Below are 23,293 nucleotides of genomic sequence, written 5' to 3' on the forward strand. Positions count from 1 at the left end.
CAACAGCGCTATTTTTTGACCGCTTTGTACTGGGCGTAAAGATCGTGGATGCGACGGCGCAGGGCGCTGATCTTTTTGGAATCCTCGTTGGTAAGCCAGCGCGGCTCGCTGATGGAAAAGACCAGCTTGGCCAGTTCATCAAGGGTTTCTTCGGCGGCGGCGCACCATTCGTCGGTGCAGATCTGCGCTACGCTCTTGGCATCCTCCAGGTCCCGGGCCACCAGTTCGACCGACTTTTCAAGGTTATCTATGAAATCCCGATGGGCTCGCAACATACTTTCTTGCATTTCAACTTGACGTTTCATCATGCACCTCCCGGATTAGTTTGTTTGTGGGTGTAGACCGGCTCAAAGTTCCAGCAGGCGCCGATGGCTCTCGACGCCCACCATACCCCCGCAATTATAGTTTGAGAGCTAACCGCTTTCAGGGTTCCCAAAACAAACAGGTTCCATGCCGATTTTTCACAGTGGTGGTCGGTGGCCAGTTTGTTGCCGCCGGCTTCCCGCTGATTTTGCAATCATAATCGTGTGTTGGCAAGAGCGCCGTAGCCAGTTATAACTGATCAATATTGCGTCTTAGTTCGGCGATTTGCAGGCCCAGGGAAACGCACTGCTTGCCCTCCATGCACTGCTGGGCCTCGGGTTCTTCCAGAAAAGTTTTCAACTCATGTTGATCCTTTTTCAGGTCAACCACCCAAGCCTTGTTGGTGTCGTCGTAATCAACCTCCACGTCGATGCCGCAGGCGCCGATGTCGGGAAAAACTTCCTTGATTTTACTGCACAGCTCTTCTTTGGTTGCCATAGCTTCTTCCTCCGTAAAAATCTTGGTCAGATATCGGGTTGGCTTACTTCCATGTTTAAACGATAGGTATTTGCGCCGGGGATGTCAAATGGATAATGGCAGGAAAGAGCAGGGAAAAACCGGGAAAAGGGTTTAGTTGAACCACCACGTGGTGGGGTTTGGCAGTGGCTCGTGGCGGTCCAGGTATCTCATCCCCTGGGCGCAGCGGACGATTAGCCAGATCAGCCAGAAGAGTACCAGCAGCCAGCCCACCACCACGGTGGCCAGAATGGAGCCCAGCAGCAGGTAGAGCATGCCGATCCAGAAGGTGCGGATCTGAAAGCGGTAATGGCTGGCCAGCCAGGCGGGGGCCTCGGTGCGGTTGATATAGGCTATAACCACGCCAATCACCGCCGTCAGGCCGATGATGATTCCCGCCAGATACAGAATATAGACGATCTTGGCGGTGGTGGTGCGAGGCTGTTCCGCGGTCGGGTAAACTGAGTCGCTCATTGGTTTGCCAGTTGTAGAGCCTGCATATCCGTGAGGATAAATTGTTGCGTTAAAGTGGCCAGCAGTCGGTAAAACTCGGCGGTACTGTGGGCGATTATGGCTTCGGTGAAGGGTTCGATCCACAGGGCCGGGTGCTGGCCGAGAAAACTTCGTTGCCGTTCGATGAAATCAGGGTTTTGCGACTGCAGGTAGCAGTGACCGAGAAAAAACATGAACTCCAGCTCGGTGCCGATGAAGTCCGGCGGCTGATTGCTCTCTTTATTGGCCTTCAGGCCCACCGCCTGGTAATGCTCCAGGGCGTTCATGGTGGTTTCCCCCATGAGCTTGCGACCCTCATCCAGGTAAACCGAACCGTAGGGCGCCGCCACCAAGGTGCCGGGGCCGACAAAGAGCCGGGCGTATTCCACCTTGAGGTTGGTAGAGTCAGCCGGCTGTTCCTTGAATTCGATCAGCAGATCGACGGCATAAGGGGCCAGGCTAGGGTAGGTAGCTTCCAGGGCGGCGGGCAGATTTTCCAGCATTTCGAGCAGTTCCGCCGCAGGCGAATAGTACATGGCCGAAAGGATCCGGTAAATATAAGCCCGCCGGGCCTGTTGCTGTTCGTCGGCGAAATTTTGCATCGGTGGTGCGGCCCGCAACGCTGTGTTTAGCGTAAGCGAACAGCCGCACCGCATCTTCGGGCGATCAGCCAGGCTTACGGAGGGGACAGTTTTTAAAACTGTCCCCGATTACGCTGCGCCTGGCTGCAAGACCAAACCTGCGGCGCGGCTGCTCGCTTACGGCCCGTTATACCTTGTAGTTTAGTACCCCAGGTGAACGGTTACTGTTTAGCATATTTTTCAGCCGGCGCTTGGGGCTCAGCGCACGCTGATGGGGTAACGTCTCCGTTGCCAGTCGGGGAAACCGGCCCGGTAGGTGTAAACATTTTTGTGGCCGGCCTTTTGCGCCGCGACCGCGGCAGCGGGGGCCAGGCCTCAGTCGAAGCCCCGGCAGTAGAAGACCAGCGGGACCTCTTTGTCGTCCGGCAACAGCCGGGCAATATCCTGAAACTGGTTGCTGGCCTGGGAGCTGATGTTGATGGCGCCGCTGATATGCCCCTGGCGGTACTCCTGTTCGGTCCTGGTGTCCACCACCACGATTCTGCGGGGCTCATCCATGCGCTGTTTCAACTCTTCGGTGCTCAGGTCGCTGATCCAGGCCCGGGCTCCGGCGGTGGCGGCCAGCAGCAGACAGATGCTGGTGGCCAGCAGAATGGTAAAAAATTTATAACGCATCGCTTCCTTACTCCTTCTGGTTTTATTCCGAACTGGCGGTTTGCCGGGCCATGGTTTAAGCTGGACCCGATTTGCGGATGTTATTCATTCGGGCATCGCATGTCAATACAGAAAGGGGTCGGAAAGGCCGGAAAAAACGGTCGTTGGGGAGGTGGAGGCAGATGGGGCTTTGGCGATGGTGGAAAAGATGGCGACGCACCCGGCTGTTGCACCGCCGTGCGCTGCCCGCCGAGGTCTGGGAGGCCGCCTGCCGGCACCCGCCGGAACTATTTACCGGGCTCAGCGCCGAGGAGCGGGCGCGGCTGCGGCGGTTGGTCACCCTTTTTCTGGCCGAAAAACGGTTCTACGGGGCCCGCGGCCTGCAACTCACCCCGGCCATGCGGGCCGCCATTGCCGCCCAGGCCTGTCTGCCCATCCTGAACCTTGATCTGGACTGTTATCGTGGTTGGACTTCCATTGTGGTCTATGCCGACACCTTTGTCGCCCCCCGGGAAGAGACCGACGAGGACGGGATCGTGCACAGCGGCAGCGAGGTCCTGGCCGGCGAGGCCTGGGATGGCGGTCCGGTGGTGCTTTCCTGGGCCGATTGCGCCCGCGGCAGCTACCCGCACGGGCCGGCGAGTAATGTGGTGATCCACGAGTTTGCCCACAAGCTGGACATGCTCAGCGGGGCGGTCAACGGCATGCCTCTACTGCCCCGAGGGGTGAGCCGGGAGGCCTGGGCGGCGGCCCTGGGTGGGGGCTATGAGCAGTTACGGGGGGAGCTGGAACGGGGAGAGGAGCCGGCGCTGGATGAATATGCCGCTGAAGATCCGGGTGAATTTTTCGCCGTGATCAGCGAATATTTTTTCATGGCCCCGCTTTATTTGCAGCACTACCTGCCGGCGGTTTATGAGCAACTGACTCTTTATTACCGCCAGGATCCGGCGGCCCGGCAACAGCGAAGTACGTGAGCCGGGCCGCTCGCCGCAAGATGCGGTGTTCCGTGGCCGCTTACGGCCCGTTAATACCGGCAGGTTAATACCCCTGGTGACGGTTACCTTACAAAAAGTTATCCGCTGCCAGGCACAAATCCAGGTAGATTTCCGCGGCTTTGATCACCTCTCCCAAGGTGGTGTGCTCTTCCGAGGTGTGAGCCACTTCCAGGGCGCCGGGGCCCAGAATCACCGGCTTGATGCCGGCCTGGTGAAACAGGTTGCCATCGGAGTGGGAGCGGAAGGCATCGCAGCGCCAGGGCAGTTGTCGGTGGCGATAAATTTCCTGCAGCCGGAGGGCCAGGGGATTGTCCAACTCCAGGCTGTAGCCGGGGGCGGCCAGGTCGCAGGTCAACTCCAGGTCCAGGTCGGGGATCAGGGTGGAGGCTTCATCGGCCCGGGCCCGCAGCACCTGTTCCACTTCCGCCGGATCGGTGTGGGGCGGCAGGTGCAAGTCGATCCAGGTTTCGCAATGGTCCGGGACCACAAAGCCCGCCCGGCTGGAGGTCATCTCCCTGATGGAATAGACGATGTTGGAACTGCCCCGGTCGAAAAGGGGGTCCCGTCCCAGGTGCAGCAGTACCCGCAGCATGGACTCCACGGCGTTGTGTCCCAGTTCGGGCAGGGAAGAATGGGTGCGCCGCCCCCGGGTGAGCAGGTAGGCCTCCAGGTAGCCGTAATGGGCAAAGTTGGGGGTCAGGCCGGTGGGTTCACCGATCACCACCCAGGGCGGGGTAGCTTGCCGGCAGGATTCGATAAAGGCGGCACTGCCTTCACCATTTTCTTCCTCACCCACCACCAGCAGCAGCCCCACCGGCGGTCGCCGGTCCGGCGGCAGGTCGCGGGCCAGGGTGAGGAAGGCCTCCACCATGGCGGCGCAGCCCCCTTTCATGTCGGCGCTGCCCAGGCCGTAAATAAGTCCATCCTCCTCCCGGGCTTCATATTCGTCCAAATCCCGGGCGGCAACGGTATCCACGTGTCCCACCAGGTACAATTTCGGGGCCTGGGGGCTTAAAGGCACCACCAGGTTGTAACGATCTTCTTCCACCTCCTGGCGCTGCACGATCAGGCCGGCGCCGCGCAGCACTTCTTCCAGGTAAAGCTGAATATCCTCTTCCTTGCCGGAGGGGGAGTAGATGTCGATCAGGTTCCGGAGCAGTTCATCCAGGTGGCAGTGGTCCAGGGTTGGTTGGCGCTGGGGTTGTTCATTTTTTGCCGGCATTTTTCTTCTTTTTTCGTCTTTTTTTCTTGGGGGTGGCCAGGTTTAAGGTCATGTAAACGTGTTCCTGGGGGTGATCGAAGCCCAGCTTGCTGAAAAAGTGGATGGCGGCATGGTTGTCGGCGGAGGTGTCGATGATGATCATCCGTACCCCTTGGGCTTTCATCCGCCTTTTCATCTCCCGGAAGAGGCGCTCGCCCACCTGCAGTTTCTGCGACCGGGGGCAGACCCCCAGCCAGACCAGGTAGCCGTATTTCCAGGCCGAGTGCTGTTTTTCCACCGTGGTACCCAGGGCAAACCCCACGGTGCGGCCGGCGCTTTCCGCCACCAGGCAGAGCTGGGAGTCGGTGTTGAACATGGAGGTCACTTCATATTCGTCCCAGGTGCGGTAAAGGCTTGGGGAGTATTCCGCGGTGAACACCGTTTCGCCGATATGAAAAACTTCGGCCAGATCATCGATGGTCATCTCCCGGATACACAGGGAGCTTTGTAACTGCTCACGGAGCACCGCATCTGGCATCTCATGATCAGTGACGGGATTATTACTGTCGAAGGAGGTAGGAACGGTCATGTATGTTAATCTAACACGTTGCCCCGGTCCGGTGAAAGTTATATTCATAGGCGTAGTTGCTTGGCCGATCATGCTTTAAAATGTTACGGTGCAGCCAGGCGTAGCGTACCCCCTGTACGTAAACCTTGCTGATCGCTCGAAGATGCGGTGCTGCTGAACGATTACAACTTATTCTGGTTGAGGGGTCACTGGGATGACAAGTGGTGAAGAAGACAGGCCGGAAGAGAACCGGACAGCAGCCGGGGAAACGGCGGAGACACCTTTTCTGATCCGCATCCGGGCCGACCGGATGGCGGTGGATCTGGAGGTGCGCGCCCCGCTGGCGCCGGGCCAGGAGCTGAGTGTAGAGCAGATTAAAGAGGAACTGGGCCAGCGGGGTGTGGTTTTTGGTTTTGATGACCGGAGCCTGGCCGCTGCCATTTTGGAACTGGCCGGCCAGCCGCAGGGAACCGGAGTGGTCCGGCTGGCCGACGGGCAGGCGCCGGTGGCGGGTGGTGTGGGCAGCCTGGAGTACCTGGTGGGCCCCACTGCAGCCGGCCATGACCCGGAAACGCATGATCTGGTGCGCCCCGGGCAGGTGCTGGTGCGCAAAATTAAGGCTTCCCCCGGCCAGCCCGGGCGCGATGTGTTTGGCGAGGAACTGCCGGCCCCGGCCGGGAAAGAGCCGGTTCTGGCGGCCGGCGAGCATGTGCGGCTGGCCGGAGAGGATGACACCGAATACCAGGCCGAGCTTTACGGTCGAGCCCGTTTGGAGGGCGACAGGATTGACGTTGAGCCCTTGGTGGAGGTTGCCCCCGACGGCATGAGTGCCTGGGTGCCGATTTATCCCCGCCTGGCCGACAACAGCGCCCTGGCCTACGAACACCTGGAGCACAGCCTGCAGGCGGCCGGAGTGGTCCATGGCATAAGGGAAGAGGCGTTGCGGGGAGTGTTGGAGCAGCAGGTGGTGGTCCCGCGTATGCTGGCGGCCCGGGGGGATGAGCCGGAGGCTGGTCAGGACGCCAGGGTGAGTTTTGAGTTTTTTTTAAACGACGACGATCCGGTTCGGGTAGATGCGGCTCGCCGGGCCGGGACCCTGCCGCCCGGGCCGGTACGGAAAACGCTGCGCCTGAAGGGTGAGGTCCTGGCGGTGAAAACGCCGCCGGTGGCGCCGGTGGCCGGTTGCAAGGTGACCGGGGAAATCATTGCCGGCCGGGAAGGGCGGGATTGGGAGTTGACTGCGGGGGAAAACGTGGCGGTGGGCGACGAGGCCCGGGTCTTTTTCGTGGCTGACCAGTTGGCGGCCGGTTACCCCGATTATCAAGATGGTACCGTTTGGGTGAGCGATCCCTTGCAGGTCAGCGATGACGCCATGGTCGCCTACCTTCAGGTCCATCCGCCGGGGCGGGCAGAACGTGGGTTCAGCGGCGAGCAGATCCTGCAACTGCTGGCCGCCCACGGAGTTACCAGAGGTGTGCGGAAACAGCATATTCGCCGGGCCGTGGAGTATGCTGCCGCCCACCGGCGGGTTTTGCCCAGAATCGTGGCAGCTCGGGGCCGACTTCCGGAAGATGGTCGGGATGCAACCATTGAAGTGCTGGTGCAGGCCGGTCAGAAGCCCGGCCTGATCGTTGAACCCACCGAAAATATCGATTTCCGGGAGCGCAATACCATCAACTCGGTGCGCCGGGGCGACCTGCTGGCCCGGCGTACCCCGCCGGGGCCGGGGGTGGATGGCTGGACGGTGCGGGGTGAGACCATCGCGGCCAAGCCCGGGGCCGATCTGCAATTCCAGCCCCAACCCAATGTGGTGATCAGTGAAGATGGCCTGGAACTGCTGGCTGGGGTTGACGGCATGCTCACGGTGCTGGCCCCGAATAAAATCGCGGTTTTAGAGATTTATGAAGTCAAGGGGGACGTGGACTACCGCGTGGGCAACCTGGATATGGTCGGGGCACTGCTGATCGCCGGCTGGATCCGGCCCGGGTTCACGGTAAAGGCCAGCGGTGATATCCGGGTGGGCGGCGGGGTGGAGGATGCCAAGCTGATCGCCGGGGCCAACGTGGAAATCAAGGGCGGCATGGTTTCTCGGGGCAAGGGCAAAATCAAGGCGGAGATTGATGTGGTCGCCCGCTTTCTGGAGTGGACCAGAGTTCATGCCGGTGGTAACATTGTAATCCATGACCAGGTTATGCGCAGTCAGGTCTTTGCCGGCGGCACCCTTACCGTCACCGCCGGCAAAGGGCGCATCCGGGGAGGGGTTTGTTCGGCAATCCAGGGGATAGTGGCCAACGAAATCGGCTCCCCGGCCGGGGTGCGGACGGTGGTCATGGCCGGTGCCAATCCGGCTTTGCGCCGCCGCCTGCTGCAGGTCGACCGGCAGATGGCCGAGTATGCCCGGCAAAAAGCCAAGATGGACACCGTGCTGGGGCGTTATCTGAAACATGGGAGAGGCGCCGGCCTGCCGCCGGAGGTGCAGCGCAAACTTTCCCTGCTGGCCAAGCAGCGCCGAGCCGTGGTGCAGGCGGAAAAACGTCTGGCTCGCCCCCGGGAGGAGATGGCCCGGCAACTGGCCGCCATTGATCTGAACAAAATCAGGATCGTCGCCAGAAAGGCGGTCTATGCCGGCACCATGGTAATTATCGGCACCAGCCGTTACAAGGTGCGGGAGGATCTGCTGCGGCCGGTAACCTTCATGGTGGACCCCTCCGGCCGGGAAGTTAAAACCTTGGATGATTAACCGCAGCTTTGGCTGCCCGATGCAAAACCTGACCCCGGCGGGGCACAAAATAAAGATAAACAGGAGGACCAGCATTGATTGATATTAAAAAGCTGCGGGTGCGGGACTTGATGCAGACCAGCATCCAAACCATCGAGAGGACCGCTACCCTGGCGGAGGCTGCTCGCTGGATGGCGGAGAATAACTGCGCCAGCCCGGTTGTGCTGCCGCTGGATGACAGCGATGCTTACGGGATTGTCACCCGCAAGGACATTCTCAATATCATGGTCATGGAGGTGCACGACGACTTTGTCACCCAGATCGGTGATATCATGACCAAACCGGCGATTACCGTGGGGCCGGCGCTCTCTTTGGAAAACTGTCTGCTGCTGATGCGAAGCACTGGCACCCGGCGCTTGCCGGTGGTCGAAGGCGACAAGCTGGTGGGGATGATCAGCAACACCGATATCTTCAACCGTCTGGTCAGCGAACTGGACTGAGGTGGCCGGGGAGGCCGTATGAGCGCGAAACAAAAGAGCCTGGATAATATCTTGGCCGATGAGGTCAAGCAGGAGATTGCCGGCCGCTACTTCGGCTTTCGTAAACTGATTGAGGAAGACACCCAGGACTACACGCAAAAAATCCGGCGGCACTCGGTGATCCTGGAAAAGCGGATCAGTTTCGACCTGATCCGCCTTTATCTGCTACTGGGACGGGAGGAGTTGATCCAGCAGTTTCTGCAACTGGCGGGACTGAAGGAAAGACTTTTTTTCGACCCCTACCTGCTGGAATCCCCCACCATCCAACAGCGGGTTTTTGAGTGTCAGCGCTTTAAGGGGTGGACCAGAAAGGGCCGTTTTGTCCGTTATTCTCTTACCTGTTATGACAACCTGGCCTTTCATGTGAAGCTCTATCACCAGAAGCTGCAGGAGCTGGCCAATGACCGCTATAACATTATGGCGACCATCGAGGCCTTCTACGAACAGAACAATATCAGCGCCATTCTTGCCTTTCTTCGCTCGCTGGGCGACGACCATTCCACCGGGGCCATGCAGGGGGACAAAGAGATCGGCCTGGCCGAAGGCCTGGATGAAAAACTGAAAATAAACCCCCCGGCCCCCTTGGAACAAATGTTGCCGCTGATCAAGCCGTTGCCGCCCATGGTGGATCTCAAGAGGCCTTTGAGGCGGCTCTTCAAGCAAGCCTACCTGTTGCAGAAACCTGAGATCATCTCCCTTTTTGACGCCCACAGTACGCCCTGCCCGGAGCGGGATTACGCCTTGAAAACCGACCGCTAACGGTTTGGCCGTGGCAGGCCTGGCGGCAAAATACCTGAAAAATATATGATATTCCTCAAACTACGGCTTGACCATGGCTGGCCGGCTTGTTAACCTGCCATCACTGTGAGTTTTTTGACGGTTGCCGCCTGTTTGTGGACCAAGCCGTCGGCGTGTTTGCCGGCCAAGTATTTAAGGAGGGTATGGCATGAAAAAGCAAAGTTTAATATTGTCGCTGCTGCTGGCCGGTGGTTTAATGCTGGCCGCCGGGGCTGGCTGCCAGCGGGCCGATGAGCAGGAGCAGCCCCCGGCAGCCACTTATGATGAGCCAAGTCCCGGCATCTATGCCGCTCCCGAGGAAGATGCTCCCCCGGCCCGAGAGCCAGAGCCCGCCGCCCCGGCCTACGGCGCGCCGCCAGCCGAGCCGGCACCCTCAGGTGGTTATGGGCTGTAGCGGTTGCCGGTGGCGGGGCAACGTCAAAGTCGTCCCGGTGCGAAAACCAATGACTTTGGTGTTGCCCGGCGCCGCCGGAATGTAAAATGGAGATTGCATGACCAGATCGCCTTCTGCCGCAGCCGATTCCCACTCCTTACTGCGGGCCATCCCCAAAGTTGATGAAGCGGTGTCCTGGCTGGCCTCAGAGCTTGAGGATCCTGGGGCGGCCGAGTCGGCGTGGGCCGTCGTGCCGCCCCGGCTGATGAAAAATGTGGTGCGGGAAGTGCTGGCCGAATACCGCCGGCGGATCCTGGCCGGAGATAACCCGAGTTTGGCAGAGCTGGCCCGGGAAGGATTGCTGCCACGCCTTAAGGAGCGCCTGGCCGGCCGCTTGCAGCCCAACTTTCGCCCGGTGATCAACGCCACCGGGGTGGTGGTGCATACCAACCTGGGGCGCTCTCTGCTGCCGGCGGCGGCCTCCGCCAACCTGGCAGCGGTGGCCTGCCGTTACTCCAACCTGGAATATGACTTGCACACCGGCCGGCGGGGCAGCCGCTACTCCCTGGTGGAAGATCTGCTCCTTGAGCTGACCGGGGCCGAGGCGGCGCTGGTGGTCAACAACAACGCCGCCGCCGTGCTCCTGGTGCTGCAGACCTTGGCCCACGGGCGCGAGGTCATTGTCTCCCGGGGGCAACTGGTGGAAATCGGCGGCTCGTTCCGCATTCCCGAGGTCATGGCCCGCAGCGGCGCCCGCCTGGTGGAGGTGGGGGCCACCAACCGGACCCATCGGCGCGACTACGAGCAGGCCATCGGCGAGGAAACCGCCCTGCTGCTCAAGGTTCACACCAGCAACTACCGGATCAGCGGTTTCACCTCCGAGGTGGCCGCCGAAGAGCTGGTGGACCTGGCCCGCGGCTACCGTTTGCCGGTGATGGAAGACCTGGGCAGCGGTTCCCTGCTGGATTTTTCCCGTTACGGCTTGACTAAAGAGCCCACGGTGCAGGAGGTGCTGGCGGCCGGGGTCGACGTGGTGACCTTCAGCGGCGACAAGCTGCTCGGCGGCCCCCAGGCCGGGCTGATCCTGGGCCGCCGGGAGCTGATTGAACAGATCAAGAAAAATCCTCTTAATCGGGCGCTCAGGATCGACAAATTCACCCTGGCCGCACTGGAATCGGTGCTGCGTCTTTATTTTGACGAGGAGCAGGCCTGCCGGGAGATTCCCACCCTGCGCATGCTCACCTCCCCGTACCAAGAGCAGCGCCGCCGGGCGCAACGGTTGCGCCGTCGCCTGCGAGGGTTGCCCGCCGCCTGCTGCGAACTGGAACTGGTCAGGGTGAATTCCCGGGTCGGCGGCGGGGCCCTGCCGGAGATGCCCCTGCCCAGTTGCGCCCTGGCTCTCAAGCCGCAGCGGATGAGCCTGAATCGGCTGGAGCAGGCCCTGCGGGCGGCGCCGGTGCCGGTGATTGGCCGGATCGAAGATGATCGCCTGCTGCTTGATATGCGCACCGTGGCCGACGCTGAGGTCGCCGAACTGGCGTCGGTTGTGCAAGAGGTGCTGGGTACCTGAGCTTTCACCGAGTGGCGACCGGCCGCCGGTGATTACCGTTTTTACATCATGATTATGGAGGAGTATGGGGTTTCTGCTTTTTCAACCTGAATCCGATCACTGGCAAGATCCCATCACCGGCCTGCCCGGCGCGGTGGCCCTAATGGCCGAACTGACGGCCTGGTCAGGGCCGGCGGCCACCGAAGAACCCCGGGGAGAAGGGGATTTTCTGCTGTTGCTGGAGGTTTATCCCCAGGCCCGCAACGCCGCCGGCGGGATCAAGGCCCTGCGCCGGGCCGGTGATTATCTGCAGTCGCTGTTTGCCGCCGCCACCCCCCTTTACGCTTTGGGGATGGGGGTGTTTGCTCTGCTGTGGCCCGGAGTCGGGCCGGAAAACGCCAGGCATATGGCCGATATGCTGCTACGCCGCCTCCAGCGCGAAGATTTTCCCCGGGCCCAGGCCGGTCTGGTGGCCATCGGACGCGGTGGCCGGCAGAGCGAGGCGGAGGTGCTTGATGAAGCCTGGCGGGCCCTGGCGGTGGCCCGCCGGCGCGGACCTTTCGGGCTGTGTGTGGCCGGCAGTGAACGTGTCTTTCCGCCGTTGGCGGCTGCTGATCGGGCCAAGCTGAGCCGGCTCTGGCGGGGGCGGGATTGTTTTGCCCTGCTGCTGATCCGCCAGGACCAGGTGGCCTTGAGCAACCATTTCAGCAAGCGGGTAAGGGCCGCCCTGGAGCCGGAAACCCCGGCGCTGTTTCTCAATCAGCGCGAGGTACTGGTCTATCTGGATGGAGCCGGCGAGGCGGAGGCGGAAGAGTGGTTTCAGGGCTTTCGCCGCCGGATGCTGGCGGCTGGCGGCAGCACCTTTTCCGCCGGGATTGCCTTGTACCCCTGCCTGAATTTCCGCAAGTCGCAGATCCCGATCAACTGCCGCAAGGCCGTGCGGCATGCCGAACTGCTGGGGCCGGAGTCGGTGGCGGTGTTTAACGCCGTCAGCTTGAATGTCAGCGGTGATGCTTATTATAACGAGGGTGACCTGCGGAAGGCGGTGGGGGAATACCGGCTGGGCCTGACCCTGCAACCGGCCAGCGTCAACCTGCTCAACAGCCTGGGGGTGGCACTGGTGCAGCTGAAACAGGTGCGGCCGGCGCTGGCTGCCTTTGAAAAGGCGCTGCAGGTTGAACCGGAGAATTTCATGGCCCTGTGCAACCTGGGGTTTGCCCATCTTTCGGCCGACCGTGAGGGGATGGCCCTGGATTTTTTTGAACGGGCCCTGGCTGTTGAGGGGCGTTCTTTTGATCTGCTGCTGCAGTTGGGCAAACTTTACTGCCGGCACCGGAAATACCGGGAGGCGGTGGAGCTGTTGAACCGTTGCGTGGATGACCCGCGCATCGAGGAACGGCGCAACGGTGATCTGGCCGCCGCCCATCGTCTGCTGGGGCGGGCCCTGATGGCGCTGGAGCAGTACCGGCCAGCCATGACCGCGGTGCAAAAGGCGTTGACCTTCAACCCCCGCGACGCCCAGGCCATGAGCCTGCTGGGTGAGCTCTACCTGCATAACGGTCAGGGGGGGGAAATTGCCCACTCCCTCTGCCGGCAGGCCGTGGAGCTGGACGCCGGGCGGAGTGAGAGCTGGCGGCGGCTGGGCTGGGTGCAATGGCAACTGGGGTTGCCGGCAGAAGCCGCCGCCTCGCTGGAGCATTGTTTACATTTGAATCGCCGCGATCATTGGGCCACCGCCTGGCTGGGGGAAATACTGGCCCAGCAGGGTCAAGCGCGCCGGGCCCGGCACCTGCAGGCCAGGGCCCGGAGGTTGGCCGCTGCCTAGAACCGCCGGGGGATCCGGCGGCTGGATGACAACAATTAACCAAGAAAGAGAGCCGATGATGAAAATTACCAGAGCCGGGGTGGTGGATGAACGCCAGCAGTATTCACTCGATAACTTCAAAGCCGGTGATTCCTGGCGCATGTTTCGGATCCTGGGGGAGTTTGTCGACGGTTTCGACACCCTCTCCAGCGTCGGCCGGCCGGCGGTGTCCATTTTCGGCTCGGCCCGCACGCCCATGGAAGACAAGTATTTCGAACTGGCCGACAAGATCGCTTACGAACTGGCCATGGCCGGTTACGCGGTGATTACCGGCGGGGGGCACGGGATCATGGGGGCGGCCAACCGGGGGGCGGCCAAGGCCGACGGCATTTCCATCGGGCTCAACATCAACCTGCCCTTTGAGCAGGAGCCCAACGGTTTTGCCAATGTGCCGCTGCACTTCAAGTATTTTTTTGTCCGCAAGGTGATGTTCATCAAATATTCCATGGCCTTCATCGGCATGCCCGGGGGGTTCGGCACCCTGGATGAACTCTTTGAGTCGTTGACCCTGATGCAGACCCGTCGGATCAAGGCCTTTCCGGTGATCCTGGTGGGCAGCGAGTTCTGGGGCGGGCTGGTTGACTGGATTAAAGAGCAGTTGCTGGTCACCGGCAAGATCGATCCCGATGACATGCTCTATTTTCAGGTGATGGACGACCCCGCGGAGGTGGTGAAGTATATCAAACGCACCGTGGTGCTGTAGGGTAAGCGACCACAGGGCACCGCCGAAAGCGGCGATCGAGCCGGCTCACGTACTGAGGTACGCTTCGCCGTCTCGCTTGCCGCAACCTGCGGCACCCTGTGACCGCTTACCCCCGTAGCCTCCGTGATCAGTATAGGGTTGCGCTTTCTACCGGAGTAAGTGGCGCAGGGCCTGTAGCGGCGCTGGTCGGTCGTTGATGGTCAACTCGCCATTCTGATAGCGCAACTGGAAACTGACCTGATTGCTGTCCGGGTCGCTGTTCAGGTAGCCCCGCTGGTGCAGGCCGGCCAGCGGATCGGAGGACTTGGTTACGGCCTGGTCGGCGGTGGTGCTGTCTTCTGCGCTGCTCTCTGCCGGGGCTTGCCGCCAGAGCTGATAATCACTGGACAACGCCGTCAGCAGGCGCTCGGGGGCGTTCGCCTCGATGTTCAGTTGCAGCCCGGAAAGCAGCATAATGGGATGAAATGGGCGGCCATTTGCCCGGTGGCGGTAGGCCATATGCAGGCGGGCTTCAGCCTCGCCGTGGGGAGTGGCCAGTTGCAGCGGGTTTATTTCCACGGCCGGGGATTTGGCCAGCAGCCGAGCCAGGGTTTCCACCATGTTTTGCGCCGTAGCCGGCGGCATCTGGCTGCCGTTGGGACCCAGCAGCAGCCGCTGCCACCAGGGGGTCAGGCGTAGCATGTCGCCGGCAGCCTGCCGGTCTAAATTGTGCCAGTGCAGGGCCAGGCGCAGGGGGCCATATTGCTCCCCGGCGCTGTTGATGGCGGCCAGTTCCAACCGTTGCTGCGCCTGCAGGGTGATCCCGTCCTGGTCGTCGCGTTGTTGCTGATAGCCGAAATCAAGCTCTACCCCTTTCAGTTCCAGCACCCGGGCGGTGGTCTCAGACCCGGCCGGCCCGGCCAGGGTAAGTCCGGCAGTACTCAACTTTCCTTCCAGTTTTTCTAGATTAACCGGCACAACCAGCTCACCGGCCAGTTCTTGCCAGATCAGGGTCAAGCCGTGGGTGTCCGGGTCCTGCTGTTGGCCGGCGGCCAGCCGAAACCGGCTCCTGATCAGGCCGCCAAAGGTTACGATGGTATGGGCCTGCAACAGTTCCTCCCGGCCGGTTCCGGCGGGTGATAACAGCCGGGAGTTGATCGCTGCCAGCAAGGGGCGCAGGCTTGGCCTTGGCGACTGGGCGGAGAAGCCCCAGAGCAGGGGCAGGGGGCCGTGCTGGAGGTGGTGCACCATTTGCTGTGCCTCCTCCTCTAGTTGCTCGGCCGCTGCCGGCGGCTGCTGCTGGTGCAGGCGGGTAACCGCTTGCGCGGTGAAAAGGTGGCGCTGGTAACTCACCAGTTCCAGCTGGAACCGGTGCTGGTCGTTGAGTCTGGCCACACTCCGGGCGAAATGTTGTTCCGCCTGCAGGCCGATAAAATAGGCGGCGGCAGCAATCGCCAGCAAAGCGGCGCCGGCGATCAGCGGTAGCCACAGTCGCAGCAGCTTTTTGGGTTTGGGAGCGGGCATCTGGGTGTCCTGCCGACAGTCAGTCTGGTTCCCGGTTAACAGTTTCACCAGGTAAGTTCATTGATGATCAACCGTAGCAACTCTTCCTGGTCCTCGATGGAGGCGGTCAACCGGAACTGGGTCAGGGCCCGGTGCAGGTTATGTTCCGGGTCGGTGACCTTGAAGTAACGGTTGCCGTCCAGGTAGTCACTGAAAAAGCGAATTCCCAGCTCGAAGCTGATTAGCCTGGCGGCATCGTAAAAATAAGAAAAATCACTGTAGGTAAGCAAGGCCCGCATCTCTTCCAGGTAGCCGGTTAGCAAAGCCCGGGCCAGGTCCAGGTCGAACTCAACCTCATCGGGGTTGGCGGGATTTTCGCCGGCCCGGTTGCAGCAGGAGCGCAGGCAGTCTCCCACATCGTATTGGGTCAGGCCTGGTTTGACGGTGTCCAGGTCGATGAGGGCCAGGGGGTGGTCGCTGTATTGGGCGAAAAGAATGTTGGCCAGTTTGGGGTCGCCGTGGATCACCCGTTCCGGCAGGATCCCTCGCGCCCGGGCCTGTTCCAGGACGGCGGCGGTATGGCGGCGGCGCTCGATGAAATCGTGGCAGAAGGAGATCTCGGCTTTGGGGCCGCCCGCCCCGGAACCGTGGTAAGCGGCCGCCAGCTGATCGTAGGCGCGCAGTGCGCAAGGGGTAACGTGCAGGGTAGGCAAAGGGTCGTACAGTTCGGCGGGGGGGAAATCGTTGACCAGGGCCTGGAAACGTCCCAGGGCCAGACCCGCGCCCTGGGCCTGGGCCTCCGAGGTTATCCGGGGCAGCACCCGGCTTTCCCCGATGAAGTTCAGGGCTCGCCAGCAATCGTTTTCCCGGTCGTAACAACAGTCTGCGCCTTCCCTGGTGGGCAGCAGATGGAGGATCGGCTGGCCGGGGGCCAGCTTGGTGGTCCTGGCCTTGTTGCTCAGGTGGGAGCTGATCCGGCGGATATTGTCCAGCAGCTTGGTCGGCTGGGGGAAAACCTCCGGGTTGAGCCGTTGCAGCAGAAAATCCTCGCCGGCCCGGCAACGAATCAGGTAAGTGTCGTTGATCAGCCCGGTGCCGTAGGGCTCTGCCGAGATGATATTTTCCGGCTCTGTGAAAAAGGCGGCAACCGCGGCGGCGCTGGGTTCTGGTTTGGTGACTGATTCGGTATTCACGATTATTTCTGCTTAACTTGTTGGCCTGGGCTTGTCAAGCTCGAGCCATTCTCGCGCTGGACAGCCCAGGGCCTTTGATGATTTGACGTTCTTCGGCGGTTCAAGAAAAAAGGGTGGCCTGCCGATACGACGAGCAATAGTGGGCGCTGGTGCCTTGAGGTGTTTTAAATCGGGGGAGAGCCTGATGTTGTGTTGGGAAATAGATGGACGAAAACAGTGGCTTTGCCGGGAATGCACCCGGATGAACACCCATGTTTTTTTGCATTCCCAGGTCCGGTTGCTGACCGTGTCGGAAGATAACGGGCGGTTATGCACCAGTTGCGGCCGGGGTGATGGGCCGTCGGCGGGGCCGTTGCCGGAGTCAAACATAGCCACGGCAGGTTTTTCCTGGTTGCCGGAACGACCCAGGTTGCCGGGGCCCAAGGAGATCTGGTGGCAGTGCCGGCGGTTGGCTCTGGGGGTGGTGGCGTTGCTGCCGAGCCGGGCTTTGCCCGATGGCCGGCGCCGGGCCTTGCGGCGTGCCAAGTAACTAAAATTGTCGGCGTCGCAAAAAGCCGCGCCGCCGACTGGGCACGCTTTGTAACTAATTGTTTTCGCGTTACCGACCAACTCGTTTGGCGGGTTTTTGCGAGGCCATCAAAATTAAGCCACCGTTTGCCGCAAACCGTTAAGACTTGGGTTGCAGGGAGAAAGTAACCGTTAAATGGCGTCCCTGGTCCCGCCATTGCACGGCGTTGGCCAGGGTTTTAATGATAAAAATTCCCCGTCCGCATTCGGCGACCTTCCGCTCTCCTTCAGTGGGATCGGGCAGGTTGTGGTAGTTGAAGCCCGCGCCCTGGTCCAGCACCTCGAAGGTGAAGTTGTGGTTGAAGCACCAGCGGAAGATAATGGGTTGATGCTGGTTACCACGGTTGCCGTGTTTCCAGGCATTGATAATGGCCTCGGCCAGGGCCATGTGGATATTGACCTCCAGCGGCCCGAAGCCCTGCTGGCTGATGACCTCCTTGATCCGGTTCCAGCAGCTTTCCACTACTTCATCGATGTCACGGAAATTATTTGGCAAAAGCGTGACCTCGCCGGCAAGCTTGGCCTGTTCCTCGGGAGAGGGAAAAGCCGGGTTGCCGTAGCGGCCGGTATACTGCATGGCCAGCAAGGTAACATCGTCGGCGAAACGGATTTGATTGGAAAATCTCAGCACTTTTTTAACCAGTTGGTCCATGTCCTCCTCATCGGTCGGGAAATCCAGTTGGTTAAGCATTGCCAGCAGTCCTTCACTGCCCAGCATTTCTTCCTGCTGATTGCTTGCCTCAATCAGCCCGTCGGTATAAAACAGCAGGCCGTCGCCGGGTTCCAGCGGCAGGAAAGTGACCTCGTAGACGTGATCCTCAACCAATCCCAGCGGCAGGCTGGAGAGCCTGATCTGCCGGCCCTGGCCACCACGGTGGAGGATAAAGGACGGACTGCCGGCGGCGCACAAAGCCAGTGCTTCGGCCCGCAGGTCGATGATGCCGAACAGCCCGGTGGCAAATGATTCCCCGTCGCGCACCAGGGAGCAGAGATTACGGTTTAGCGAGCTGACAAAAGTAGCTGGCCGGTCGATAAACCGGCGATTGTTTTCCCACAGGGAATGCAGGTGCATGGCGTACAATCCGGCCGCCGTGCCGTGGCCCATGACGTCGGCAATGCAGAAGGCGTAGCGGTGCTCGTCGAGCCTTTCCATGGTGTAATAGTCGCCGCCCAGTACACCGTGGGGCAGGTATTTGACCGCCAGGTTCAACCCCGGGGTCTCCCCGGTGGGGAGTTGCATGGAGAGGCTTTGAATCTTGCGGGCTCGTTCCTGGTCGTGGATTTGCGCCGAATAATCGCGAAAAACCTCCACCCCGCCAATGACCTTGCCCTGCCCGTCGACAATGGGGGAAACGTTGACCATCACCGGCACCCGGCGCCCGCTTTTGTCCTGGGCGAAAACCAGGGATGGAGCCTCCGAGGCCCGGCCGGTGCGCATGGCCCGGTGCAGGGGGCAGTACTCCTCGCCGCACAGGCGGTGACCGTCCTTGTCCACATGGCACAGGATATTGTCGTAGCAGCTTTTCCCCAGCACCTCTTCGGCCCGCCAGCCGGTGATTCTTTCCGCCGCCTGGTTCCAGTAAACAATCCTCCGTTGGCGATCGGTGACGTAAACCCCGTCGCTGATCGCCTGCAGGATTTGGGGCGCCGAGTAGGTCAGCGACGATTCACCACCGCTGCTCAGGTAACCCGGGCGCTTCTCTGTGGGATGCTCAATGTTGTCTAAAATCATTTTGTTCATGGCGCAATTTCTGCTTTACTGCTGGTCTGCCGGCCGGGCCGGGAGTTTGCTGAAGCCGATGGCCGGCCGGCCGATATAATACCCCTGGCCGTAGTCCACGCCAAGGTCCCGGCAGGCGTTGATGATCTTTTCATCTTCGACATATTCGGCCACGGTTTTGATCCCCAGCTCCCGGGCCAGGGTTACAATACTTTTGGTATAGGCCATATAGTCACGATCATCAAGGATATTACGAATAAAATCACCCTCGATTTTCAGAAAATCGATGGGGAAAAGCTTTAAATACTTGAAGGAAGAGTAACCGGAACCGAAATCGTCCACCGCGAAGCGGTAACCTTCGGCCTTCATCATGGTGACGAATTTTTTCAGCATGGCCACATTGCGGATGGTGTCCCGTTCGGTGACTTCAAAAATCACCCGGTGCGGATCAATGTTGTACTCCTGGCTCAACTTCTGAATTTTGGGAAAGAACTCGGGGAAAATAAATGATTTTGGCGAGAGGTTGATGAACAGCCGGCCCTGGTAATTTTGTTTTGCCACCACGGCAAAAGTTTTTTCCATCAGCAGGTGATCCAGCTTGTGCAGCAGGCCGATCCGGCCCGCTGCCTGGATAAAGTCCGAAGCGGCAATCATGCTGCCGTCGTCGGCGGGAATCCGCATCAGCACTTCATGGGCTTCCACCTCGCCGGTGGCCAGGTCGAGAATGGGCTGGAAGTAGGGAATAATGCTTTTTTCTTCCAGGGCCTGGTAAACCCGGAAGTTGGTCTTGCTTTCCTCTTTGAAAATCTCGGTTATTTCCGCTTCCTCAGGTTCGGCGATGGCATTTTTGCCCTCGCCCTTGACCTTATACATCATATTGTCGGCCACCAGAAAAAGGTCCTTGGCGCTTTTCCCGTGCTCCGGGAACATGGCAATACCCAGCGACACCGTGGCCTGCACCTTGATGCCTTCCGCGGTGAGCACGCTCATGCCGGAAATCGCTTTGACGATCCGCTCGGCGACACTTATCGTCTGTTCCCGGGTGGTTGTCGGCAGCAGCACGGTGAACTCGTCGCCGCCGTAGCGGGCGATGAAGTCACCGTCCCTGACCGCTTGGCGCAGGGCCTCGGCCAACTGCTGGAGGAAGAGATCGCCAAAGGCGTGCCCGTAGCGGTCGTTGATGGTCTTGAAGTTGTCGATATCGATGACCATCAGCGAAAAGCTGTAATCATGGCGCTGGGCCCGGCCCACCTCGTAGCCGAGCAGTTCCCAGAACATCCGCTGGTTGTGCAGCTGGGTGATGGGATCGCGGGTGGCGTAGTATTCCAGATCCTTGGTGTACTTGTAGATGGCCTTCACCGAACCCACCAGGTTGAGCAGGGTGGCGAGCACGCTGTCCAGCACGATGTGGTAGATGGAATCCATCACCATGTTGGACTGCACACCGATGCCGACGATGCCGCCCACCTTGGGGGCATCAAGAAAAAGTGACTTGGTGCGCAGTTCAATGTCCTTGAGACTCAGACTCTTGGGCAGAGGGACGGGGGAGCCGCAATCGTGATGGACGATTCTTACCGCCGGGGAATCGCTGGCCAGTTGGAACTGGTTGTAAATCTGCCCTTGCACCAGCTTTTCCAGTTCGTTGCGGGTTTCATAGGAGGGGGTGGCGCGCCAGAAGACGTCCAACTCGTATTCGTTTTCCCCTTCCTGAAAAAAGGCCAGTAGGGCGTAGGTGTCCAGGATGTTGTTGATGTCCAGCAGGAGCTCTTTCACGAACAGTTGCCAGTCCTGGACCACGTTGGAGGTGATGATGAATTTATTTAAAATCTTGATTTCAAATTCCAGGATATCCTTGTCCACCGCCACATCATGCAAGCGTTCGGCCAGTTCTCCCACTGCCTGAAAGGCCTCGTTCAGCTCGGAAAAACCTACCTCAGCCCGGCTCAGCCGGGAGATGGCCGGCAGATCGGTGACGGTTTTGATCTCTTGGGTTTTGCGCCGGAAATCTTCCACCGTGGAGCTGACCCGGTTGATCACCAGGGTGGTGATGCCCACCACCAGGGCAACGGCCAGGCCGCCGTAGAAAACAAAGACCCAGAGGTAGTCACTGCGCATCCGGGCCACCATGTCCCGGATGCTCTGTTTTACTTCCACGATACCCAGTACCGAGCCTATTTCCGCGTTGGGATGGCAGGTCAGGCAGGCCTGGTCTTCCACCGTCAGGGCATATAGATGCCTGGTGGAGGTGTGGTTTTCGATGGTAAACTTGCGGCCGTAACCGGGAGCCAGGGCCTTTTCGGTGGCCTGGAAAGGAATGCGCTGCTCGATTTCGCCGTAAATTTCACTGACCAGCGGGCTGCGGTAAACTTCGATTTGATAAGGGGTGTCGCGATGGGCGGCCTTGATCTCGTCAAGTACCGTTTCCAGCTGTTCTCGGCTGATGCCGTGCGGCATCAGGTTGTTGATAATGGTGTAAGTCTGGGCGGCAATCCCTTCGGCGGCGGCCTGGGCCTGCTGGCTCAACAGGCGGTCGTAAAAATAGGTGGCGGTACCCAGAACCATCAGGAAAATCGCCAGGGTCACCCCGATAAAGCGGGAGAAGAGAAAGGCGCGCAGAGAACTGCTGAAGGGCCGGACAATAATTTCATGCAGAAACCTGTATCGGGCCAGAATTTTTTCCACCATGGTAAATAAAACTCCAGGAGCCGGGTCGTTTCGTTCGCCGGCGGGGTTGCAGATTGATGTAAAAAATGTGTAAAGATAATTATTGTAAACAAGAAGTTGTCGGCGCAATGTGGTCTTTGTGCGTCTTTTGGTCAAGTGTTTTTTTAAAAAACACCGCCTTCCGGTGAGTCGCAAAGGGCAGGTGATAAATTTAAGTTTTCCGGCTGTTAACAATTGGGCACTGCTTACAACGCAATATCGTTATCGGCACTAATTGTTTTGGCGCTATCATTAGTAACTGGAAAAAAGTTAAATTGACGATTTGTCCGGCCGGCGGTTTTCCGCTATGCTGTTCCCTGGTTGCAAGACCAAACCTGCGGCACGGCTGTTCGCTTACGTCCCATTATACCGGTGGGTTAGTACCCCTGGTGAACGGTTACACCAGGGATGGTTGCCGGGTTATGGTCGAAGTGTTTGGTTGCAGGGGAAGGGTGCGGGAGCATGAAACATGCATGAAATGTCGCTGGCCATCAATATCGTTGCCTTGGCCGAGGCCGAATGCCGGGCCGCCGGCGCGGGGCGGATCAGGCGGGTTGAGGTGGAGGTGGGGGGGCTGGCGGGAGTCATGCCCGAGGCCCTGCGCTTTTGTTTTGCCGCTGCCTGCCGGGAGACCATGGCCGAGGGGGCGGAGCTTGAGATAATCGTCGTGGACGGGCAGGGCGAGTGTGCCAGTTGCCGGCGCCCGGCTCCCATGGCCGAACATTTTGCCCTTTGCCCGGCCTGCGGGGGGCTGATGCGCCCCCTGCAGGGGCAGGAGTTGCGGCTGGCGGCGATTGAGGTTGATTAAGCGGCGGACCCTGGAGGATGGCTTGGGCAGCGTAAGCCTTCGCCAGGACCAATAATTTATGAAAAAACGGGATATTGGATAGAGAGAGGCTGGTGGGTTATGTGTGATGACTGCGGTTGTGGGCCGGGGGCGGAAGGGGTCAGCTATACCCTGGCCGGGAAAAAAGCGGGGCCGGGCACCCGGCATGGGGCCGGGCACCATCACCACCACGGCCGGCAGGACGGCGGCGGGGCGGATGATGGGGCGGCGGCCGGGCGCCGCCTGCAGGTGGCCCGGGATGTGCTGGCTTACAACAACCAGCAGGCGGAGCATAACCGGCAGCATTTCAAGGCCTGCCGGGTCCTGGCCTTAAACCTGGTCAGCTCCCCCGGCTCCGGTAAAACCACCCTGCTTGAGCAGACCATCCGGCGCCTGGGAGGTGCCCGTCCGGTGGCGGTGATCGAGGGCGACCAGCAGACCCTGCTGGATGCCGAGCGGATTGAAAAAACCGGGGTGCCGGTGGTGCAGGTCAACACCGGTGCCGGCTGCCATCTCGATGCGGCCATGGTCCACCGGGCCCTGCACGAGCTGGAATTGGCCGATGACTCCCTGCTGTTCATCGAAAATGTCGGCAACCTGGTCTGCCCGGCCATGTTTGACTTGGGCGAGGCGGCCAAGGTGGTGATTATCAGTGTCACCGAAGGGGAGGACAAGCCCCTCAAGTATCCGGCCATGTTTGCCGCCGCCAGGTTGTGTTTGATCAACAAGATCGACCTGCTGCCCCATCTTGATTTTGACCTGGCCAAATGCCGCGAGTATGCCCGCCGGGTCAACCCGGATCTGCAGTTTATTGCCATTTCCGCCCGCAGCGGAGAGGGAATGGAGGAATGGCTGGCGGCGTTGGCAAACCTGGCGGCAACGGACCCGGAGGGAGCTCGTGCGGGCTGAAGCCTTGCACCGGTGCCGCTTGGCAGTGGTGGCCCGGA

General features: G+C 60.3%; 22 protein-coding genes. 11 read left to right on the forward strand and 11 right to left on the reverse strand.

Annotated features, from left to right (window positions below):
- Positions 1-8: 8 nt before the first annotated feature.
- From DAAHT2_RS01055 to DAAHT2_RS01075, 5 genes are all read right to left on the reverse strand, one after another.
- A complete protein-coding gene (locus tag DAAHT2_RS01055) occupies positions 9-308 on the reverse strand; it encodes a hypothetical protein (protein ID WP_041718754.1) in 300 nt (99 codons plus the stop codon).
- A gap of 244 nt (positions 309-552) precedes the next feature.
- Complete coding sequence (locus DAAHT2_RS01060; RefSeq protein ID WP_013162446.1) at positions 553-801, reverse strand: hypothetical protein; 249 nt, start codon at positions 799-801, stop codon at positions 553-555.
- Between the two features lie 132 nt (positions 802-933).
- Positions 934-1,293, reverse strand: a complete 360-nt coding sequence (locus DAAHT2_RS01065) for a DUF4870 family protein (RefSeq protein WP_013162447.1) — start codon at positions 1,291-1,293, stop codon at positions 934-936.
- On the reverse strand, positions 1,290-1,913 hold the full coding sequence (locus DAAHT2_RS01070; protein ID WP_013162448.1) for a TorD/DmsD family molecular chaperone: 624 nt from the start codon (positions 1,911-1,913) through the stop codon (positions 1,290-1,292). Before DAAHT2_RS01070 ends, DAAHT2_RS01065 begins: the two co-directional genes overlap by 4 nt.
- 237 nt (positions 1,914-2,150) lie before the next feature.
- Positions 2,151-2,567: a rhodanese-like domain-containing protein gene (locus tag DAAHT2_RS01075; RefSeq protein ID WP_420353996.1), complete on the reverse strand. Its 417-nt coding sequence runs from the start codon at positions 2,565-2,567 to the stop codon at positions 2,151-2,153.
- A 161-nt stretch (positions 2,568-2,728) separates the two neighbouring features.
- Here DAAHT2_RS01075 and DAAHT2_RS01080 point away from each other — a divergent pair, with 161 nt between their 5' ends.
- The gene (locus tag DAAHT2_RS01080; protein WP_013162450.1) at positions 2,729-3,520 is read left to right on the forward strand and encodes a M90 family metallopeptidase; all 792 of its coding nucleotides are present in this window, start codon (positions 2,729-2,731) and stop codon (positions 3,518-3,520) included.
- A gap of 88 nt (positions 3,521-3,608) precedes the next feature.
- Here the strand turns inward: DAAHT2_RS01080 and DAAHT2_RS01085 are convergent, their stop codons facing one another.
- Positions 3,609-4,763 carry a M20 family metallopeptidase gene (locus DAAHT2_RS01085; protein WP_013162451.1) on the reverse strand — a complete coding sequence of 385 codons (1,155 nt, stop codon included), beginning with the start codon at positions 4,761-4,763 and terminating at the stop codon, positions 3,609-3,611.
- Entirely contained in the window at positions 4,747-5,280 is a 534-nt protein-coding gene (locus tag DAAHT2_RS01090; protein ID WP_049824434.1) for a GNAT family N-acetyltransferase, read from the reverse strand. Before DAAHT2_RS01090 ends, DAAHT2_RS01085 begins: the two co-directional genes overlap by 17 nt.
- Positions 5,281-5,524: 244 nt before the next feature.
- On the opposite strand from DAAHT2_RS01090, the gene DAAHT2_RS01095 reads away from it, so the two are divergent.
- The 7 genes from DAAHT2_RS01095 to DAAHT2_RS01125 all read left to right on the forward strand — a co-directional run bounded on the left by DAAHT2_RS01095 (position 5,525) and on the right by DAAHT2_RS01125 (position 13,855).
- Positions 5,525-8,050, forward strand: a complete 2,526-nt coding sequence (locus DAAHT2_RS01095) for a flagellar assembly protein A (protein ID WP_013162453.1) — start codon at positions 5,525-5,527, stop codon at positions 8,048-8,050.
- A 74-nt stretch (positions 8,051-8,124) separates the two neighbouring features.
- Positions 8,125-8,529: a CBS domain-containing protein gene (locus DAAHT2_RS01100; protein WP_013162454.1), complete on the forward strand. Its 405-nt coding sequence runs from the start codon at positions 8,125-8,127 to the stop codon at positions 8,527-8,529.
- A gap of 18 nt (positions 8,530-8,547) precedes the next feature.
- Positions 8,548-9,327 (forward strand): hypothetical protein, encoded by a 780-nt coding sequence (locus tag DAAHT2_RS01105; protein ID WP_013162455.1) that lies wholly within the window; start codon positions 8,548-8,550, stop codon positions 9,325-9,327.
- Positions 9,328-9,514: 187 nt separating this feature from the next.
- The gene (locus DAAHT2_RS01110; protein WP_013162456.1) at positions 9,515-9,760 is read left to right on the forward strand and encodes a hypothetical protein; all 246 of its coding nucleotides are present in this window, start codon (positions 9,515-9,517) and stop codon (positions 9,758-9,760) included.
- A gap of 97 nt (positions 9,761-9,857) precedes the next feature.
- Positions 9,858-11,309 carry an L-seryl-tRNA(Sec) selenium transferase gene (selA, locus tag DAAHT2_RS01115; protein WP_013162457.1) on the forward strand — a complete coding sequence of 484 codons (1,452 nt, stop codon included), beginning with the start codon at positions 9,858-9,860 and terminating at the stop codon, positions 11,307-11,309.
- A gap of 64 nt (positions 11,310-11,373) precedes the next feature.
- A complete protein-coding gene (locus DAAHT2_RS01120) occupies positions 11,374-13,113 on the forward strand; it encodes a tetratricopeptide repeat protein (protein ID WP_013162458.1) in 1,740 nt (579 codons plus the stop codon).
- A gap of 55 nt (positions 13,114-13,168) precedes the next feature.
- Entirely contained in the window at positions 13,169-13,855 is a 687-nt protein-coding gene (locus tag DAAHT2_RS01125; protein WP_013162459.1) for an LOG family protein, read from the forward strand.
- 147 nt (positions 13,856-14,002) lie between these two features.
- Here DAAHT2_RS01125 and DAAHT2_RS01130 read toward each other — a convergent pair whose 3' ends face one another.
- On the reverse strand, positions 14,003-15,358 hold the full coding sequence (locus tag DAAHT2_RS01130; RefSeq protein WP_013162460.1) for a DUF945 family protein: 1,356 nt from the start codon (positions 15,356-15,358) through the stop codon (positions 14,003-14,005).
- Between the two features lie 44 nt (positions 15,359-15,402).
- Positions 15,403-16,530, reverse strand: a complete 1,128-nt coding sequence (locus DAAHT2_RS01135) for a phosphotransferase enzyme family protein (RefSeq protein WP_013162461.1) — start codon at positions 16,528-16,530, stop codon at positions 15,403-15,405.
- A 184-nt stretch (positions 16,531-16,714) separates the two neighbouring features.
- Here DAAHT2_RS01135 and DAAHT2_RS01140 point away from each other — a divergent pair, with 184 nt between their 5' ends.
- Positions 16,715-17,059, forward strand: coding sequence for a hypothetical protein (locus tag DAAHT2_RS01140; protein ID WP_157861380.1), 345 nt, complete (start codon positions 16,715-16,717; stop codon positions 17,057-17,059).
- A 138-nt stretch (positions 17,060-17,197) separates the two neighbouring features.
- On the opposite strand, the gene DAAHT2_RS13625 is transcribed toward DAAHT2_RS01140, so the two are convergent.
- Both DAAHT2_RS13625 and DAAHT2_RS01150 read right to left on the reverse strand, forming a co-directional pair.
- The gene (locus DAAHT2_RS13625) at positions 17,198-18,838 is read right to left on the reverse strand and encodes a SpoIIE family protein phosphatase (protein ID WP_013162463.1); all 1,641 of its coding nucleotides are present in this window, start codon (positions 18,836-18,838) and stop codon (positions 17,198-17,200) included.
- A gap of 15 nt (positions 18,839-18,853) precedes the next feature.
- On the reverse strand, positions 18,854-21,502 hold the full coding sequence (locus DAAHT2_RS01150) for a putative bifunctional diguanylate cyclase/phosphodiesterase (RefSeq protein ID WP_013162464.1): 2,649 nt from the start codon (positions 21,500-21,502) through the stop codon (positions 18,854-18,856).
- 487 nt (positions 21,503-21,989) lie between these two features.
- Between DAAHT2_RS01150 and DAAHT2_RS01155 the strand changes: the two genes are divergently transcribed.
- Positions 21,990-22,328, forward strand: coding sequence for a hydrogenase maturation nickel metallochaperone HypA/HybF (locus DAAHT2_RS01155; protein WP_013162465.1), 339 nt, complete (start codon positions 21,990-21,992; stop codon positions 22,326-22,328).
- A gap of 99 nt (positions 22,329-22,427) precedes the next feature.
- Positions 22,428-23,255: a hydrogenase nickel incorporation protein HypB gene (gene hypB / locus DAAHT2_RS01160; RefSeq protein ID WP_013162466.1), complete on the forward strand. Its 828-nt coding sequence runs from the start codon at positions 22,428-22,430 to the stop codon at positions 23,253-23,255.
- Positions 23,256-23,293 lie beyond the last annotated feature (38 nt).

Source organism: Desulfurivibrio alkaliphilus AHT 2, from assembly GCF_000092205.1.
Classification (GTDB): Bacteria; Desulfobacterota; Desulfobulbia; order Desulfobulbales; family Desulfurivibrionaceae; genus Desulfurivibrio; species Desulfurivibrio alkaliphilus.